Here is a 15,845-nt window from a genome sequence, read left to right as displayed (position 1 = left end):
CGTTTCTTTTTGCATTTCCCTGGCTTTACACTACATTTGGGGCATAAAAAGACATTTGAAATGCCTAAGTTTAAATACTTATCCAAAATAAATTCACCTGCTGACCTTCGACAGCTACGCGTTGAGGAACTTCCCGCCGTGTGCGAAGAATTGCGCGCCGACATCATTGAGGAAGTGTCCCACAACCCAGGGCATCTCGCTTCGAGCCTGGGCGTTGTGGAACTCACCGTAGCCCTCCACTATGTGTTCAGCACCCCCTACGATCGCATTGTGTGGGACGTGGGACATCAGGCCTATGGTCATAAAATCCTGACAGGCCGCCGCGATCAATTCTACACCAATCGAAAGCTCCACGGCATCTGTCCGTTCCCCACGCCTCGCGAGAGCGAATACGACACATTCACCTGTGGTCATGCCTCCAACTCCATCTCGGCAGCCTTAGGTATGGCCGTGGCTGCTCTGAAGAAGGGCGAAGTGGACCGCCATGTAGTGGCCGTGATCGGCGATGGCTCCATGAGCGGCGGTTTAGCCTTCGAAGGTCTCAACAACACCAGCGACACGCCCAACAACATGCTCATCGTTCTGAACGACAACAACATGAGCATCGACAGTTCCGTGGGCGGCATGAAGCAATACCTGCTACATCTGCACACAAGCAGCAAGTACAACAGTTTGCGCTTCCGCCTCTCTCGCCTATTCTACAAATGGGGCTGGCTCAATGAAGACCGCCGGCGCGCCGCCATTCGTTTCAACAACGCCTTGAAGTCGCTGATTGCCAATCAGCAAAACATCTTCGAGGGCATGAATATCCGCTATTTCGGTCCGATGGACGGACACAACATTATAGAACTCGTACGCACGCTCCAGCGCATCAAGGAGATGGGCGGCCCAAAGTTGCTCCACATCCACACCATCAAAGGCAAGGGCTTAGCCCCCGCGGAGGACGACCCCACCGTTTGGCACGCCCCTGGTAAGTTCGACCCCGACAGCGGGGAGCGCGTGGTGCAGAACAAAGCCAACCAACCGCCCAAATTCCAAGACGTGTTTGGCGAAACCCTCGTGGAACTGGCACAGCAGAATGAGAAAATCATCGGCGTGACGCCCGCCATGCCCACAGGGTGTTCCATGAACATCCTGATGAAAGCCCTGCCCGGCCGCGCCTACGATGTGGGCATTGCCGAAGGCCACGCCATGACCTTCAGTGCGGGTATGGCCAAAGAAGGCATGATACCGTTTTGCAACATTTACAGCGCCTTCAGTCAGCGCGCTTACGACAACATCATCCACGATGCTGCCATCTTGAATTTGCCCGTAGTGCTCTGTCTGGATCGTGCTGGCATTGTGGGAGCCGACGGTCCTACGCATCACGGTGTGTTCGACATGGCCGCATTGCGTCCCGTCCCCAATCTCACCATCGCCTCGCCCTACGACGAGCAAGAGTTGCGCCGCCTCATGTATACGGCACAGCTGCCCGGCAAGGGTACTTTCGTGATACGCTACCCCCGCGGATGTGGCCGCCTGACGGACTGGCGCTGCCCGCTGGAGGAAGTGCCCGTGGGCAAAGGGCGCAAGATTAAGGACGGAACCGATCTGGCCATCATCAGCATTGGCCCGATTGGCAACACAGCCGCCGACGCCATTGCCGAAGTGGAGCAGGAGACGGGCAAGACCATCGCGCTCTACGACCTGCGTTTCCTCAAGCCCATCGACGAGGAGCTACTGACGGAAGTGGGCCACCGCTTCAGCCATGTCATCACCATCGAAGACGGAACGAGGGCTGGAGGCATGGGCAGTGCCGTACTCGAATTTATGGACGACCACGACCTGCCCGCACGCATCCATCGCCTCGGCTTGCCCGACGAATTTGTGGAGCACGGCAGCGTGGAAGAACTCTACCGCATCGTAGGGCTCGACAAGGACAGCATCGTCCGCGAAATAAAAAGAAGATTATAGGAAAGCTCTTCTCCCTAAAAGAGGAGCGCACAACTCATTCTATAGAAGATTATGAAAATTATCATTGCTGGTGCAGGCGCAGTAGGAACTCATCTGGCCAAACTTTTCTCGTTGGAGAACCACGACATCACGCTCATTGATGAAGATATGTCCCGACTGATGGACATCGGTAACGACTTCGATATTCTCACACTCAACGATGACCCATCCTCCATCCATGTGATTCGTGATGCTGGAGCGCGCAATGCAGACTTATTCATCGCTGTTACTCCCGACGAGGCACACAACCTCACCATTTGCATGCTGGCCAAGCAGTTGGGGGCAAAGCAAACAGTGGCGCGCGTGAACAACCATGAGTACGCGCTCGAGAGCAACCGCGAGCTCTTCAGCCAGACTGGTGTGGACAGCATTATCTATCCCGAGATGGCCGCTGGTAAGGAAATCATGGACAACATCCGCCGCAGCTGGACCCGCCAGTGGATTCCGATGCTCAACGATCAGCTTGTGTTGCTCTGCATCAAAGTGAGAACAGGAGCGAGGATACTCAACGTGCCGCTTCGCGATATTTCCAAGCCCGACAGCCCCTACCACGTTGTGGCCATCAAGCGCAAAGAGGACACCATCATCCCCCACGGCAACGACTGCCTACTCGACCAGGATGTGGTCTACTTCATGACAACGGAACTCGAGGCGAGCTACATCAAAGAGATTGCCGGAAAGCAGGACTATCCCGATGTGCGCAACGTTTTCTTCTTGGGCGGCGGCAACACCACGGAGAGAGCCTTGGCTTTCCTCCCCGACTATATGCACGCAAAAGTCTTCGAAACCGACCCGCGCCGCATCGAGCATCTCCAGTCGCTCTATGAGGACAACCGCATCATGTGTATCAACGAAGACGGCCGCAATATCGACCTGCTCGAAGAAGAGGGCATCCATCGGGCGCAAGCCTTTGTGGCCACAACCTCGAGCAGTTCGGAGAACGTTTTGAGTTGCTTGAACGCCAAAAAGCTCGGTGTGAGAAAGACTGTGGCTTTGATTGACAATTCCAACTATGTGACGATGGCTCAGAGCCTCGACATCGGCTCTATCATAGAAAAAAAAACACTGGCCGCCGACAAAATCTACAACCGCATACTACGGTCGGACGTGACAAACGTGAAAAGCCTCATCATTGCCGCAGCCGATGTGGCGGAACTCGTGGTGAAGGAAGGTTCACGCGCCACGCGCCACCCTGTTCGCGACCTCAATTTGCCTTCCACTGTAACCCTGGGCGGCATGATGCGCAATGGCGTTGGGTCGCTCATCAATGGTATGACACAGTTGCAGGCTGGCGACACGGTGATGGCCTTCTGCATCGAAGGAAGCATCAATAAACTCGGAAAATATTTTAATTAAAACACCCATAGTAATCATGTATTCAGATTTTTTCCTTGGTCTTTTAGTAGGACTCCTTATCGTGCTCTTCATCAGTGGCTACGTGAAGTATTATTGGAACAACCGCAAAGGCGGCACATTGCAGAAACCCATCGAGGAAGCCCTGCGCGAACCCGATGCATGGGAGAGCAAGAAGGCTGCCCTTGAGGAGCAGTATGGTCCCATCACGAAAGAGGTGGTTGTGACCCACTACATCGACGACGTGAGCGACAACGCGTTCTTCTTCGATGCTTCGCGCACACTCCTCCTTATGAATTTCCCCATCAAGTACGACTCCATCGAGCAATACAGCCTTAGCTTCGACGGCGTTTATGTGCTGAAAGTTTGGGTGGAGGGACTTCCGGGTCACTATCTCACGCAGAGCACCAACAATGCGCAGGCTGCCAACGAACTGAAGGCAGAACTGGCACGCGTGGTGGGCGAAGACAAGCTTTACACCATCACCGAGAAGTGGAACTAAACTTCCTTCTGACACACTAACGGGCGAGGACGACTTCCAGCAAGGAGGGGCATCCTCGCCCCCTTATTTTGCACTTTTTCCGAAAAGGCGTAACTTTGTCGTGGATAGTGCATGATTTCGTTCGATTTGTTCCACAAAATGGAACTCCTCAATAGGTCCAAAACAAAACAATATGAACTACAAAATAATCTGGTCCGTCCTCGGACAGTTGCTTTTCCTCGAAGCCGTTATCCTCTTGGGTACATGGGGCGTGGCTTACATCTACCACGAAGACGCCTTGCTCTCGTTCGGTCTTCCCACCTTTCTCAGCATCCTCGGCGGCATGTTGCTAAAGTTTGCAGGACGAGGATTTGAGAACCGCATGGGGCGGCGCGAGGGCTTCTTGATAGTGAGCTCCACATGGGTTTTGTTCTCCGCGGTGGGCATGCTGCCGTTCCTGCTGAGCGGCGCGGAAAGTCGCGTGAGCTGTGCATTCTTCGAGGCCATGTCCGGATTCACCACTACGGGGGCCACGGTGCTCAACAACATCGATTCCCTCCCTCATTGCATCAACTTCTGGCGCACCCTGACCCATTGGGTGGGCGGTGTGGGTATCGTGTTCTTCACCATCGCCATTCTGCCAAACATGGGCGTAGGGGAACAGAAACTCTTCTCCGCTGAAGCCTCGGGACTAAACATCGGAAAACTCCATCCACGCATCCGCACCACGGCTCGCTGGATTGGAGGCCTCTATTTCTTCCTCACAATGGCTTGCGCCGTGAGCTTATATTTCGTTGGCATGACTCCGTTCGACGCCATCTGCCACGCGTTCTCCACCATGGGTACGGGAGGTTTCTCCACCCACCAGACGAGCATCGCTTTCTTTGATTCTATACAGATTGAATACGTCCTCATCCTCTTCATGTTCTTGGCCGGCATCAATTTCACCTTGCTGTATCTGGCCGTCATCAAACACCGCTGGAAGGACGTATGGAAGGACGGCGAGCTGCGCTGTTTCCTGCTCATCCTCGTTAGTGTGACCGTGGTGGGGGCTCTTGTGCTCCACCTCGTGGACCACCGCCCGTGGGAAACAGCCATCCGACTCAGCACGTTCCACACCATATCCATACAGTCGACAACGGGATTCACCACGGAGGACTTCATGCTGTGGCATCCCTCCACCTGGATGTTCGTGGCCTTTATCACAATCGTGGGAGCCTGTGCTGGCAGCACGAGTGGCGGTATCAAATGTATCCGCGTCCTCACGATATGGAAAGCCATCGTCAATGAGTTCCGCCTCATCCTTCACCCTCATGCCGTTTTCCCGCTCCGCATCAACAGTCAGCCCCTTCCGCCGGCCGTGGTTCGCAACGTGTTCGTTTTCGTGGCCTGCTATTTCGGCCTCACCTTGTTTGGCTCCATAGCTCTCATGGCGATGGGGCTCAGCATGATGGACGCTGTGAGCTGCTGTATCACTACGCTCTCCAATGTGGGCCCTGGCTATGGCCATCTCATCGGACCGCTCGACTCTTGGAACGTTCTCCCTGATGCCGCCCTCTGGATCAACTCGTTCCTCATGCTGGCCGGCCGCTTGGAGATTTTCTCTCTGCTCCTCCCCTTCGTTCCGGATTTCTGGAGAGACAACTAATAACAACTTTTATATGAAGAAAATTCTCACCGCAATGATGCTTACTGCAACGATGGCTGCTAACAGCCAAACGGCGGGCTTCCGTTACACCGACGAGGCCTTTGCCGACATTCAGATGCTTCGCTACAAAGTGGAAGGCTTCGAGAAGCTGACTCTCCGCCAAAAGACTCTCGTCTATTATCTCAGCGAAGCTGCTCTTCAAGGCCGCGACATCCTCTTCGACCAAAACGGACGCTACAACCTGCGCATACGGCGTATGCTCGAAACGGTCTATACGCAATATCGCGGCGACCGCAACAGCAAGGATTTCCGAGAACTCACCACTTACCTTAAGCGGGTGTGGTTTGCCAGTGGCATCCACCACCATTACGGTTCGGAGAAGTTCCAACCGGGCTTCTCGGAGAAATGGCTCCGCCAGACTTTGGCCGATCTCAACTACTCGCTCGACGAGGAAATCTTCCCCGTCATCTTCAATCCGGAAGTGATGCCCATGCGCGTCAACCAAAAGGACGGCGATGACCTCATCCTCACTTCGGCGGAGAACTACTACGGCCCTGGCGTTACGCAGGCTGAAGCGGAAGAATTCTACACGCAACGCAAGGCCGTCAACGATCCGCACCCCATCATGATGGGGCTCAACAGCCGCTTGGTGAAGGAGGACGGCGAACTCACGGAGCAAGTGTGGCGCGAACACGGCCTGTATGGCTCGGCTATTACGCGCATCATCGATTGTCTGCAAAAGGCGCGCCCCTTCTGCGACACCGAGAAGCAGCAACACGTCATCGACAAGCTCATCGAGTTCTACCGCACCGGCGACCTCCGCACCTACGATGCTTGGTCCATCCTTTGGCTCAAAGATACGGAGGACCTCGTGGACTTCACCAACAACTTCACGGAGACTTACGGCGACCCGCTCGGCATGAAAGCCAGCTGGGAAGCTATCGTCAACTTCAAAGACATAGAGGCCACGCGCCGCACCGAAACGCTCAGTGCCAACGCTCAATGGTTTGAGGACCATTCGCCTGTAGACGCTCGCTTCAAGAAGGAGAAGGTGAAGGGCGTGAGCGCGAAAGTCATCACAGCGGCCATCCTCGGCGGCGACCTCTACCCCTCAACGGCCATCGGCATCAACTTGCCCAACTCCGACTGGGTTCGAAAGGAACACGGCTCTAAGTCCGTCACCATCGGCAACCTGACCGATGCCTACAGCAAGGCGGCTCACGGCTCGGGTATGGACAAGGAATTTGTCATCGACGAGGCTACGCGCCAACTCATCAATCGCTATGGCGACATCACGGACGATCTCCACACTGACCTCCACGAGTGCCTTGGCCATGGCTCTGGAAAACTCCTTCCTGGCACTGACCCCGACTCGCTCAAGGCCTACGGCTCTACCATCGAGGAGGGACGCGCTGACCTCTTCGGTCTCTACTATGTGGCCGACCCGAAAATGACGGAACTTGGCCTTACGCCCGATGCAGAGGCCTACAAAGCGCAGTACTACACCTACATGCAGAACGGCCTGCTCACGCAGCTGGTACGCATCAAACCGGGCAACAACATTGAGGAGGCTCACATGCGCAACCGTGCCTTCATCGCCCACTGGGCTTACGAGCATGGCCGCGACAAGAAGGTGGTGGAACTCGTGAAGAAGGGCGGAAAAACTTATGTTCGCATCAACGACTATCCTGCTCTGCGCCAACTCTTCGGCAAACTCTTGGCTGAGGTGCAGCGCATCAAGAGCGAGGGCGACTATGAAGCGGCTCGCCAACTCGTGGAGACTTACGGCGTGAAGGTGGACCCGAAGCTCCACAAGGAAATCCTCGATCGCTACAACAAGCTCAACCTCAAACCCTACAAGGGCTTCATCAATCCTGTTTACTCGGCCGTTCGCGACGCACAAGGCAATATCACTGACGTGAAACTCGACTACACCGAGCCTTACGACAAGCAGATGCTTCGCTACAGCCGCGACTACAATACGCTGCCAGATGTGAACGAATAAGCTTTTTGGTCGGAGCAGTCGGACTGGTCGGACGGGTCGGACTGGTCCGAGATTCAATCAACCAACTTGCTCCAAGATTTAGCTAAAAAGCCCTTTCGCTTTTGCTGAAATTCGCTAAAAAATATCTCTCGCGCCCCAATATTCTGACGTAAGGAAGAATATTGGGTTTTCTTCTTCTTTTATCTTCTTCTTTTTATAGGGGGTGTGGGGGGAATATTTTTCTTCTTCGTTTTTCTTCTTCTTGCGATGAGTGCAAGATGAGTGCAAGATGAGTGCAGATGTGTGAGCGATGTGTGAGCGATGTGTGAGCGATGTGTGAGCGATGTGTGAAAGGAGGAGGCACACTGAAGGCGAGAAGCGTGCAAGAGGAAAAGAGGAGAAAGGCTGTTGTCCTACTTTCGAAACATAACGAGGAGCAGGAAATTGAGAGGAACTTTTTTACAACACACAGGCTCACTCCTCCCTCTCTCAACGAGTGAGAAAAAAACGACATTTCTGCAACGAGAAAAGCAGCCAGAAAGAGAACTAAAATTTCGGTAAGATTTTTATACTATTTTTTCAATGGTCTTAGATTGTCAAAGAACGCTTCTGAACGGGATATTGCACCGTTCACACCACAAAGATACAACATTCCCCCGACTCTCTCCAAACATTTCCCCACCCTTTTTCCCCTCTTTCTTCCCTCCCCGTCAGCATCCTTATTGCGCCCATCAGCTTCCTTATTCTGTCAGTCCATATCCTTATTCTGTTAGTCAGCACAATAAGGCTACCAGCAACTGTAGAAACACTTTTCTTTAAACTTTTTTTATTTTTCTTTTGTTATGTCTTAGGCTTTTACATATATTTGCAAGCAACTTTTACCCAGAAGAACATTACAACAGAACAGTTTATCACTAAAAAACATTACACATGAAAACAAACATCGTTTTATTAGCATTGCTCCTATTGGGCTTGGTGTCGTGTGCAGACAAGTCTGAGAGAGTCATTCAGGGAATACCTTTCCAAGAGACCAAAGACGGAAAATGGAGTATGATTTCTATGGAGGATGGCCAAGTGCTCTTCTCTGAAGAATTCAAAGAAGCACCCACAGTGGCCATCGAAGGTCGCTTCATGGTGAAAAACAAAGAAGGCTTGTGGGAAATCTATACCACCGAAAAGAAACCTAAGAAAGTGGGCAAAGAATACGTTTCTGCCACGAGCTTCTGTGAAGGTCATGCCTTGGTGGTTGAACGCAACAAACCTGTTTCTATCATCGACAAGGAGGGGCAAACGCTCAAAGTGCTTGACAAAATTGATGGAAAAACTGTGACAAAAGTAGCTTCTTTTTCTGAAGGTTATGCTGTCTATCGAACCGACAAATACTTTGGTGTGATTGACACTGATGGGAAAAGCGTGATTCCTGCAAATTACTGTTATATAAGCAGCTGCAGTGATGGAAAATTTATTGCTATTGATAAGAAATACGAGCAAGAGGTTGAAAAAGGCGAAAAGGAAAAAGTCAAAATATACGTTCTCGACACTAAAGGGAAAAAACTCTTTGAATTCAGTGGCGGAAAATACGATGATATCAGTGAACCTGGTTTCCAGGATGGATATTCAGGAGTTGCCATCAAAAAAGATGATAAGAAATGCTGGGGCATCATCAACGACAAGGGCGAAGAGGTTGTTAAACCCTCAGAAAAGATTGAAGAGGTTGGTACTATCCATGGTGATAAATTCATCTATAAAAAAGAAGATGAATATGGACTCATGAATATGAAAGGCGAAGTTCTTATCCGCGCTAAATATGATGTCTTATATTTTGATGGAGACAATCTCTGGGCAGGTCAGAAAGTGGACGGAAAAGAGTTGAATTTCAAATACAAATATATCAACGAAAAGGACGAAGAAATCTTCAAAGAGGACTACAAAGAGGCATTTCGTTTCGATCTGTTCGGTGATAAATACACTGTAGTAAAAGAATCTGACACACAATACACGCTCATCGACAAAAAGGGTAAGAACGTAGAGAAGCTCCCCGACATGATAAACATCAATTTTTCGATAGGCGACAATTGGGTGGAAAGTGATTTTGTGGATCTCAATGAATTAGTGGGTGCTCTGGGTATAACGCCGAACGGCATTGACAAATTATCTTTCAATTCTACGGTTCAACAAGTGGTGGCTCAATATGCAAAAGAAGACAATGCCGGCACGAGCGAACATCCGGGGACAGATCCGTATTGGTACGATAGCAAAAGTGATTTATCTTATGATAAAGCTTTCATCTCCATCCCTGTGAAGATTGAGATTGGATTTCCAGACAACATTAGCCGCCAAACCTACCGCACCGAACGCGAATATTATGAATACTTCTATTATGATCAAAGAGTGCCTACAGGCTACGCTTTCAACAACATAAAACCGAGCTATTTTGCTTTCGCTATTGGTAATGCAGGAAAGATGAAAGGCAAGATGAAAGACCTTTTCAGCAAAGTATGCGCAAAATTCAAGCAAATGGGAACTGTTGTGAGAGAAAACAATGGGGCTGCTATCATCGCCATGAACAATGGTTGCACAGCCTTAATCTTGAAAGGAAAAACTTCGGTATCGGCTCTTTGGGGTAAGAATGAAGCGATAAAGAATTTTGATATCAGCAAATACGCGAATATCAGCGAAGACACTACGTCGGAGAATTATTCCAGCGATGTAGACACTGATATTTCAGACGCTACGGATTCCGACAGTGTAGTAGCCATCGAGTGAAAAATAGCATTCTCCTCGAGCAGAAGCAAAACGCTACGAAACATTGAGAGCACATTGAGGCAAGAATCACGCCTTGTGGCCTAAAAATAAGGGATGCTCTAAATGGAGCATCCCGTTGCTTTTATCTATCCGAAATATAGGAAATCGGCAGATAAGCGGTATGAGATTTCAGGTTAGAAAATATACTGAACGCGGGCCTGAAGCACATTGACGTTCTTCTTCTCGAGGTCGAAGTTCTTCACCGTCACAAAGTGATAGTTGAGACGGAAGGTGACGTACTTGTTCAGGAAATAGGAAAGACCTACGCTGACATCGCTCATGCGACCAGCTTTGGAGAGATCGACACCCGGTAAGCCGGCAGCAATAGCGGCCTTATTCTTAGCGTAAGCATCGCCATCGCGGAGGTTCAAATAACCATAGCCGAGCATAACTTCAAGGTTCTTGTTATCGGGATTGTCAACGCCAGAGCCTGCAAAGTTGTACTTGTAGTTACCTGGATTAACAACGATGCCACGTGCCGAAACATAGAAGCCGTCAGTATTATAGCTGTTGCCGCCTTCGCGAGCAATGTGTGACCAGTAGTACTGGCTGGAGAGCTGGAAGTTGCGGTAAAGACCTTGGAACTCAGCTGTAAACTTATTCTCCCAACGTGCGTCGGTGAGGGTTACTCCTGTTGCCAGGGTTTTGTCCACCACGGTGAGGTAGCGTTTGTTGTAGCCGATGGCAGCGTGTTTGCCCTTAGAGGTAGCCTCAGCCTGCACACGATTCCAAGAGAAACCCACGTGGAAACCATAATCCTGCGTCATGATGGGACGCCAAACGCCACGAGCAGCCAGCGTGTAGCCCTGACGGCCACTCTTGTCGGTGCTCTTTGTCAGCGCGGAGTTGTCAGCAAACGCACCATACTGTCCCCAGAAAGGCTTGTTGTAGATAGTGTGCATCACACCGATGCGGCGGCCCACTTGATACACGTTTCCTTCTGGCTCGTCCATGTATTCTTTCTTAGCAGAGCTGTAAGCAGAAGAGAGACCGAAAGGCACGGTGTAGTAACCGGCACGGAGGAAGTTGTTTTTCTGGAAACTATACTGGAGGTAAGTGTCCTTGAGCGAAACGCTATTGTTGGTATAGCTCAAATCGCCGCGGAAAAGCCATTTGCCATAAGTGGCCTTAACACCCACGCGAATATCACGAACAGCCACACCATCGGTGAGTTTGCCGTCCTGAGCTTCAGAAGCATCGTTTTGCCAATAGGAAGCAGCATCGAAGAGAGCGCGTCCCGTCATCTTAACGTCAAGCTTTTCTTGTGCTTGAGCAGCTACGCCGCAAGTGGCAGCAAGGGCGAGAGCCAATACTGATTTTTTCATATATAGATATTGTTATTTTTTGTTATCCAGTGAATGTTGTTATCCTTTTTTCTGAAAGGAGTACGGACACTTTTGTAAAGAGCCGTCTCCTAAAGGATTGCGAAGGGGGGCTTATTCAGCGTCGTCCTCGATCTTGTCGTAAGCGCGGATAGCTTCTTTCAGACGCTTATTGAAATCGCTGAAATTGTAGAGACCGTCAGCATTGCGAGTGAGGCCCTTGAAGTTCAATGGGTAAACCATCGGTGGGTTCTTCAGATTGAGCATCTGATTCTGACGCAACTGGTCGGTGGACTGATAAACGATGTTTACATCGCAATAAGTCTTACCGTCTTTGCCTACCCACTTCTCGATAACTACCTTACTACCTATCGGAGTCTTCTTCTCGATGCTGTTGGGGAGAGAGTATTCCTCCACGCCGAGGGCTGCCGTTACGGAAGCAATGTTAGAGTCGTGACCGCAGAGGAAAACGAACTTACGATTGTCAGCATTCAGCTCGTCGTACATATACTGCAACAGTGGGTGAGCCACATTAACAGCCACGATGGGAGCTGCAAACAGCACATCACCATAAACGTCCTTGATTTTTGCAATCTTGGTCCAATCTTCCAGAGAGAGTTTGTTGCCAAAACCTGCCTTGATAGCATCGGGCTCTTCATAGTACTGCAAGATGAAAGCATCGGAACAAGTGTTGGCATCCTTGAGAGAACCCTTCATGCGAGGTTCTTCGCCACGCTCCAGCAGAATCTGTGTGTTGTAGTTGTCGAAATCTTTGATACCACCCTTAGCAGCACCGGGAGAGTGAGCCAGGTCGAGCGTCTTAGCTGTGATAGCGTAAGCGTCTTTCAAACCTTCGTTGATACCTACGATACCTTTCTTGCCACCCATAGCCTCGATTTCCTTCATGGCCTCTGCCTTGAAAGAGTCGCTAATCTTTGTGAGACGTGGGAAGAATACAGGGTCCATCTTTGAGGGGGTGTAGCGATGGTTCACATTCACGGAAGCCACGGGGAAGAATGCACCGGTGAAATAGCGCGCCGTAGCGATGCAACGCTGCATAGAGTTAGCATAGATATTCACCTCATCCGTCGTGGGCACGTAGTTCTCAGGGAAGAGTTTACTATCAACGGCCCATTTGCGGAAGTACTGGCCGAAGATGGTTTCCAGCACACCGCCCTTGAGCGTGAGTTGAGAAGCATCGGCCGACCAGTCGGTCCAGTGGTGAGGAGTAGCTGTTTCGAGAAGAGAGCCCTTCGTTGAAAGCGGGGCACGGATATTGTGACGACTTAGGACTACAACTTCTTTGAGCTGATAACGATTCTTGAAGTCGTCAGAACGCAATTTCTGAGCAACTGAAGCCATCGGAGCGAGCCACATCATCATGGCTGCCATAGAAACATACAAGCTGCATCGCACGGATGATAAAATGTTTGTTTTCATTTTAAAAATGACTTTATTTTAGTTAAACAAAAAGAGAACACAGTCTGCCAAAGCAGAAGGGTTCTCTAGGATTCTGATCGCAAATATAAAGTCTACTTTGCAAAACAAACAATAAATCCACCAATTTTAACATTTCAAAATCTCATCTTACAACTTTTTGTAAGGTTTCAAAATAACCTTTAACAAAAAGAAAGAAGGGAGGAAACAACAGGAGGAATGCGGAGTAGAACCGCAAAGAAAAGTCCTCTCTTTTCCTAAAAAAGAAGAGCAATGAACTGGTTTTGAGGAAGAAAAAGAGGCATGGAAACACTGCCAGACCGGTCACTCCCATCGACAAAGAAGCTGAAAAATGGCCCCGCGGAGAGCTACAACAGCACATTTGCCCCATCGCGCCCAACAAGAGGCAGAAAAAAAAGCTCCAGAAGTCAGCTGATAGATGACTTCTAGAGCAAAGTTATCAAAAAAGTGGGTCCTTGCGCGAATATCCTTATGGCGCTTGAAAATACAATAAAGATGTCAGCTGACAGAATAAGGCTATCAGCCAACGCGCTTATTGCATTTTTCCCCTACGCATAGCTGTGCATACCGCCGAGGACATAGTTCACGCCAAAATAGGTCATCACGATGCTGAGGAAAGCCACGAGCATATAGAGGTGGTAGACCATCGGACGGCGGAAGGCGGGGAGGCTCTGCGTGTGGAGCACTACGGCATAAATCATGAAAGTGATGAGTGCCCATGTCTCCTTAGGGTCCCAACTCCAATAGGCCCCCCAACTGATGTTGGCCCAAATGGCGCCGATGAAGATGCCCAACCCCATGGTGGTGATGGAGGGATAGAGGAACAGGCGGCTCAACACCTGCAAGGCTTCCAAGCGTTCGGTGCGCAAGTCGCGCTCAGCCTTCGAAACGGCGTTGCGCGTCAGGAAATGGATGATAACGGCCGTGAGCGCACAGATGAAGGTGAGCGACAGTAGAGCGTAGCTCATCATGATGATGCTCACATGAACCGAAAGCAACGGTGAATTGAGTACGGGCATCATGGGGCCAATGGCGGGGTCCATCTGATTGATGTGGCTCACCAAGAGGAAGAAACCGCTCAGCAAGAAACCAAAGACCAGGACAATGCGGGCTTTGCGATAGGCCAAAAGGCTCAGCAATTCCACGAACCATGCCACGGAGAGCATCGACTCATAGCCATTGCTCAACGGCACATTGCCCGAAACAATCCAGCGAAGGGCCAAACTGAAAGTGAGCCCTAAGAACGACACGACTAAGAGGGTGAGCAGCGCATAATCGGCCTTGCGCGACACTGCTTTATCATCTTTTCGCATCAAGCGGCGAATGGTTAGGAACAAAGCCAGGAAACCCAGTGCGAGATTGGCCATAGCCAGTATCGTTGCGAAAGGCACCACGTTGTAGATGCGCTCGGCCTCTACCTGCGTGGGCGTGGGCAGACTCTTTCCTGCATTCTGCTGCTGAAAGGCGAGAATCTTATCGAGAACGTGGTTAGCTCCCGACACATTGCCCGAGGCAATCTGGTCGTAGAGCAGAGGGAAAGCGTTGCGGAAGAAAAGGATGTTCATCTGCCCCAGAGAGGACGGCAGACTATCGGCAGGACTATACCAAATGGTGTTAGCTCCCACGGTGTGGGGGAAGATGGTGAGCACACTCCCCTCTTGCAAATACATACACACTTGCAGTTTGGCATCCATCTCAGCGCAAGCTTTATGGAGGGCATCGGTCTGTCCCTCAGCATATTCATGGGCATAAGGGCCGAGGATATAGTTGCCATCGCGGAAGAAGGAATGAACACTCTCATAGTCCGACAATCCGAAATGTTCGCGCAGTTCGCTGCTCTTCACGCGAATGATGGGCTCGTTGCGCCACTCGCGGGGGAAGAAGATCCAGCTCGTCAGCACCTGTTCGGGTGTGAGCCCTTCATAGGTGCGCTTGCCGTAGAGTTTCTTCACATAGTCGCAAGCAAAGGTCTGAACGGGACAAATGCGGTTGTTGTAGTTGATGAACAGTCGGCCAAACTTATCGGCCGTAGTGCGGTCCACCGTGGTAGCGGCCTGGCTCGCAGAGGGTAGCATCGATGAGGAAACCACCAGCGCCAAGATGAGCGCGCCCTTTCGGAGCAGCGGATTCTTGAGGAGGCGGCGGAAAGTGGCTTTCGGATCAAGGAGCAACCAAATCAGCGAGAAGAAAAGGAGCGCGTACCCAAGATAGGTGATGGGCAAGCCCCAGGGATCGCTGTTCACACTGAGGTAGCTTCCGCGCGCATCGGTGTCGTAGCTGGCTTGATAGAAACGCACGCCGCGATAAGTGTACACTTTGTTCATCGACACTTGCGCGGGCTGATTCTTCGCACCATCAATGATAACGAAGTTTGTTACATAGTCCGTAGGTGCCAGCGTTCCAGCGGTATTGACCACTTGGAAGCGGGAGAGTCGGACATAGAAAGGAAGATCGTGGCTTTCTGTCCCGGTCATCGACGTCATCACAGAATACTGGTTCGTGGGTTGGTCGCCGCGCAGGTGTACCGTACCTTTGAAGGAAGTGGCGTGGGTGAGCCACGCACCCAACAATATCACAACGAAGGAGAGGTGGAGCAAAAGTAAGCTCCACTTTCTCATTCGGCGTTGCACTATATAGAGAATTCCAGCAGCAGTGAACACAGCCCACAAGAGGCAGAACCACCAGCTGCCATAGAAGTGCTGATTCACGAAGGTGGTGTCGTAGATGTTTTCAATGACTGTGATGGCAGCCAGCAACACTACTACCAGCACATATAGAGTTATAACTATTTTCTTTAGCATT

The 15,845-nt window shown here is 50.8% G+C and carries 9 protein-coding genes; 6 read left to right on the top strand and 3 right to left on the bottom strand.

Annotated features, from left to right (window positions below):
• Window positions 1–60 precede the first annotated feature (60 nt).
• From dxs to ABLA33_RS00105, 6 genes are all read left to right on the top strand, one after another.
• Window positions 61–1,953, top strand: a complete 1,893-nt coding sequence (dxs, locus tag ABLA33_RS00130; protein ID WP_311489597.1) for a 1-deoxy-D-xylulose-5-phosphate synthase — start codon at window positions 61–63, stop codon at window positions 1,951–1,953.
• Window positions 1,954–2,004: 51 nt separating this feature from the next.
• Entirely contained in the window at window positions 2,005–3,348 is a 1,344-nt protein-coding gene (trkA, locus tag ABLA33_RS00125) for a Trk system potassium transporter TrkA (RefSeq protein WP_347718751.1), read from the top strand.
• A gap of 16 nt (window positions 3,349–3,364) precedes the next feature.
• Window positions 3,365–3,847 (top strand): hypothetical protein, encoded by a 483-nt coding sequence (locus ABLA33_RS00120; protein WP_311489595.1) that lies wholly within the window; start codon window positions 3,365–3,367, stop codon window positions 3,845–3,847.
• Window positions 3,848–4,019: 172 nt separating this feature from the next.
• Window positions 4,020–5,474 (top strand): TrkH family potassium uptake protein, encoded by a 1,455-nt coding sequence (locus tag ABLA33_RS00115; RefSeq protein WP_311489594.1) that lies wholly within the window; start codon window positions 4,020–4,022, stop codon window positions 5,472–5,474.
• A 13-nt stretch (window positions 5,475–5,487) separates the two neighbouring features.
• Entirely contained in the window at window positions 5,488–7,479 is a 1,992-nt protein-coding gene (locus ABLA33_RS00110; RefSeq protein ID WP_347718750.1) for a dihydrofolate reductase, read from the top strand.
• 909 nt (window positions 7,480–8,388) lie between these two features.
• Window positions 8,389–10,224, top strand: a complete 1,836-nt coding sequence (locus tag ABLA33_RS00105; RefSeq protein ID WP_347718749.1) for a WG repeat-containing protein — start codon at window positions 8,389–8,391, stop codon at window positions 10,222–10,224.
• A gap of 173 nt (window positions 10,225–10,397) precedes the next feature.
• Here the strand turns inward: ABLA33_RS00105 and ABLA33_RS00100 are convergent, their stop codons facing one another.
• The 3 genes from ABLA33_RS00100 to ccsA form a co-directional block, all read right to left on the bottom strand.
• The gene (locus ABLA33_RS00100) at window positions 10,398–11,588 is read right to left on the bottom strand and encodes a porin (RefSeq protein WP_347718748.1); all 1,191 of its coding nucleotides are present in this window, start codon (window positions 11,586–11,588) and stop codon (window positions 10,398–10,400) included.
• Window positions 11,589–11,699: 111 nt separating this feature from the next.
• Window positions 11,700–12,977, bottom strand: coding sequence for a histidine-type phosphatase (locus tag ABLA33_RS00095; protein WP_315089557.1), 1,278 nt, complete (start codon window positions 12,975–12,977; stop codon window positions 11,700–11,702).
• 614 nt (window positions 12,978–13,591) lie between these two features.
• Window positions 13,592–15,844 (bottom strand): cytochrome c biogenesis protein CcsA, encoded by a 2,253-nt coding sequence (gene ccsA / locus ABLA33_RS00090; protein WP_347718747.1) that lies wholly within the window; start codon window positions 15,842–15,844, stop codon window positions 13,592–13,594.
• Window position 15,845 lies beyond the last annotated feature (1 nt).

Source organism: uncultured Alloprevotella sp. (genome assembly GCF_963536905.1).
Classification (GTDB): Bacteria; Bacteroidota; Bacteroidia; order Bacteroidales; family Bacteroidaceae; genus Alloprevotella.
This window is presented reverse-complemented; position numbering and strand designations above follow the sequence as displayed.